The 3,344-nt window shown below is 67.9% G+C and carries 2 protein-coding genes and 1 pseudogene; all 3 read left to right on the top strand.

Annotation, left to right across the window (positions count from 1 at the left end; genetic code table 11):
* Positions 1 to 131: 131 nt before the first annotated feature.
* The 3 genes and pseudogenes from LQV45_RS22020 (at position 132) to LQV45_RS22030 (ending at position 3,175) form a co-directional block, all read left to right on the top strand.
* Positions 132 to 1,082, top strand: coding sequence for a ComF family protein (locus tag LQV45_RS22020; protein ID WP_230008823.1), 951 nt, complete (start codon positions 132 to 134; stop codon positions 1,080 to 1,082).
* A 172-nt stretch (positions 1,083 to 1,254) separates the two neighbouring features.
* Positions 1,255 to 1,924 (top strand): annotated as a pseudogene (locus tag LQV45_RS22025) (HPF/RaiA family ribosome-associated protein).
* Positions 1,925 to 1,957: 33 nt separating this feature from the next.
* Positions 1,958 to 3,175: a winged helix-turn-helix domain-containing protein gene (locus tag LQV45_RS22030; protein WP_230008824.1), complete on the top strand. Its 1,218-nt coding sequence runs from the start codon at positions 1,958 to 1,960 to the stop codon at positions 3,173 to 3,175.
* Positions 3,176 to 3,344: the final 169 nt, after the last annotated feature.

The raw sequence follows: 3,344 nt of genomic DNA on the forward strand, positions 1-3,344 counted from the left end.
CGGCGACGACGACGGCGGTGCGGCCGTCACCCGGATCCGGTGAAGGTTCCGCGAAGGTTCCGGCCGGGGTGTTGTCCACATAGCGGCCCGCCGGGCTACTACGGGGGGCGCACCCGGTCCAGGATCGGAGGATGGGCAGCCACACCACCCGGGTCCCGGCAGCGGACCCTGACCTTGCCCCGGCCGCGGCCAGGGCGGCGCGACACCGCGGGAGCTACGCGTGGCCGCTGGCGAGGCTGGGCGACCGGACAGCCGAAGCGGCGGCTGAGGTGCTCGCCCTGGCCATTCCAGTGGACTGCGTCTGCTGCGGGGCGGAGGACTCGGCACTCTGCGGCGCGTGCTCCCGTAAGCTGCGCCTGCTGACGCTCCGGCCGTTCCGGGCAGAGGCCCAGGCTCCGGCCCTGATGGACATGGACGGCTCCGTGCTGCTGCCCGTGGTGGCGGCCGGGCCATACCGGGCCGAGCTGGCGCAGTGCCTGCTGTCCTTCAAAAGCCACGGGCAGGCCCGGCTGGGCGCCGAGCTGGCCCGGGGACTGGCGCGCGCCCTCCACGCCGCGTCCGGGCCCGGGCAGGGACTCGTCCTCGTCCCCGTGCCCACGAGCGCCGCCGCTTACCGCAGGCGGGGCTTCAGCCCCGTCCATATCCTGCTCCGCCGGCTCGTCCGCGGGGACGAAATCCCAGGGTTCACCGTCGCGGACGCGCTGCGGAAATCCGTGCCGCCCGCGCGGAACACGAAACCGCCGGCTTTGCCCCTGTGGGGCCGGTTGCGGGACGGCCCCACAGGGGCCGGCTCCCTGTCCGGCGGACAGAAGGGATTGGGCCGGGGTGAGCGCGCCCGGCGCGTGCGCGGATCCATGCGGGCCAGGTCCGGTCCGTGGCCTGCGCGAGTCGAAGGACGTGTCTGCATCATCGTCGATGACGTGCTGACCACCGGCGCCACCCTGGCGGAGGCGGCCCGTGCGCTCCGGGCCGCGGGGGCAATTGTCAGCGGCGCCGTCGTGCTGGCCGCGACACGCCCGCCGGCCGCCGCCGATGTCGGCGCCGCCATCCCCGCGGCGGCGCGGATGATCGGTGGGAGCTAAAAAAATAAACCGTAAAAGGATGAATAACAGGTGTCTATGAACTAACGTCGAAGATGGGTACCAAGAACAGATGTACCTGTCGATAGCGGCTCGGAAAGGGGCTCGACTGTCAGTCAGATCGGCCCCCCGGGAAGTACCGCCGTCGTGTCACCGAAGTCATTTGGAGGGCACCATGGAGTTCATGATCAGCGGACGCAACTTGACGGTCTCAGACCGGTTCCGCGAATATGCCGACGACAAGATCTCAAAGATCGCGTCGTTGGGAGACAAGGTCCAGAGGGTAGACGCGAAGGTCACCAAAGAGACCAAAGCCCGCCAGACCGCCGAATCGCTCACGGTTGAGCTGACAGTCCTGGGACGCGGCCCAGTAAGCCGCGCAGAACCGCCTCCGCAGGGCCAGGGACCGCAGAAAGGTCCACCACGGCCGGCATACCCCGAAGTCCGTCACCGAGGCGACGGCAGCCCTGGAGCCGGCCAGCCCCAGCGAACCCCTCTATGTGGAGGCGGCGCAGCAGCAGGAGACCCAGGCGATGGCGGCAGAGAAGTCGCCGTATGAGGTCGAGAACGATATTCCGGCCGGCGACTCGCCTGTACTGATCCGCCGGAAGGTGTTCGCCGCGTCCCAGCTCACCCTCGATGACGCCGTCGACAACATGGAACTTGTGGGTCACGACTTCTATCTTTTCGTGGACAAGGAGACCAAGGCGCCGTCGGTCGTCTACCGCCGTGACGGCTGGACCTACGGGGTCATCTCCCTGGACCAGACGTGCGAGCCCGGACATTCGAGTCTGGAAGACAAAATCCTGGCCTACCGTTCAGAGGATGAGCCCGCCAGCGCATAAGCTGGTGCAGACTTTTCCGACGAAGGGACTAACGTGCAAGCATCGCTGAGCCTGGCACAGGCACGGCGGATCGCGTTGGCAGCCCAGGGACTGGAGAAGGAACGGCCCACCGGACCCGTGAGTGCACGGGCGGTGGGCCGTACCTTTGCCCGGCTGCACCTGGTTCAGATCGACTCCGTCAATGTGGTGTCCCGCAGCCACTTCCTGCCCTTCTTCTCGCGGCTCGGCAACTACGACCGCACCATCCTGGCGCGCATGGCGGGGACCCACCCGCGCCGGATGATGGAGTACTGGGCCCACGAAGCCTGCTTCATCCGCCCGGACCATTTCCACGATCTCGTGCAGTGGCAGAGCCGCAAATGGGTGGGCGCGCACGCGATGGACCCCGAACTGCGCAACGGGGTGGCGGCCAAGGTCCTGGAAACCCTGGCCGTCGGGAAGCCGCTGACCGCCGCCGAACTGACAGCCCGGCTAGGCCACGTGGAAGACCAGCAGCGGGACAACTGGGGCTGGAACTGGAACGCCGTCAAAAGGGTGCTGGAACATCTCTTCGAAGAGGGCCTTGTCTCCGCATCCTCGCGGACCGACTCCTTCGAACGGCGCTACACACTCACCGCCCGGGTGCTCCCCGGACCGGGCAAGGAAGCGGTGGCACCCGAACCGGATGCGGCCGCGGCCATGGACCGGCTGATCGACGCCGCGGCACAGGCCCACGGTATCGGGACTGTGCGATGCTTCGCCGACTACTTCCGGACACCGCAGAAGGACGCCGCCGTCGCCGTCCGGAACCTCGTGGACAGCGGCCGGCTGCAGCCGGTCACGGTATCCGGCTGGGACCGGCCCCTGTACCGCCACGTGGAGGCGAAACTGCCGCGCTCGGCCATCGGCCGGGCGCTCCTGAGCCCCTTCGACTCCCTCGTGTTCGAACGCCGGCGGCTCGAGGAGCTCTTCGGATTCCACTACCGGATCGAGATCTACACGCCCGAGCCGAAGCGGAAGTACGGCTACTACGTCCTGCCGTTCCTGCTCCGCGACGCGATTGTCGCACGGGTCGACCTCAAAGCGGACCGGGCCGGCGGGCGGCTCCTGGCCAGGGCCGCCCACGCCGAACCCGGCGCGCCGGAGGACACCGCCGTCGAACTCGCCGCGGAACTGCAGCTCATGGCAGAGTGGCTGGGAATGGACGACGTAGTTGTCTCGCCAACGGGGAACCTTGCGCCGGCGCTCGCCGAAGCCGTGGCTGCCCGGTAAACCGCACTATCCGCTGTGAGGGAACAGGCGCCACCGGCCTTGCGTCTCTCCCGTAGACTAAACACGCCAGAATTCGGCAGCTTGAGACTGGGAGCAACTTCACGTGGCATCACTTATCGAAAAACTTCTCCGCACGGGTGACAAAAAAACCCTGCGGCAACTGCGGAAC

The organism is Microbacterium sp. Bi128, from assembly GCF_918698205.1.

What these genes read in the sequence shown, in the direction of transcription:
- LQV45_RS22020 (WP_230008823.1), top strand. Translation starts at nt 132, where the DNA reads ATGGGCAGCCACACCACCCGGGTCCCGGCAGCGGACCCTGACCTTGCC.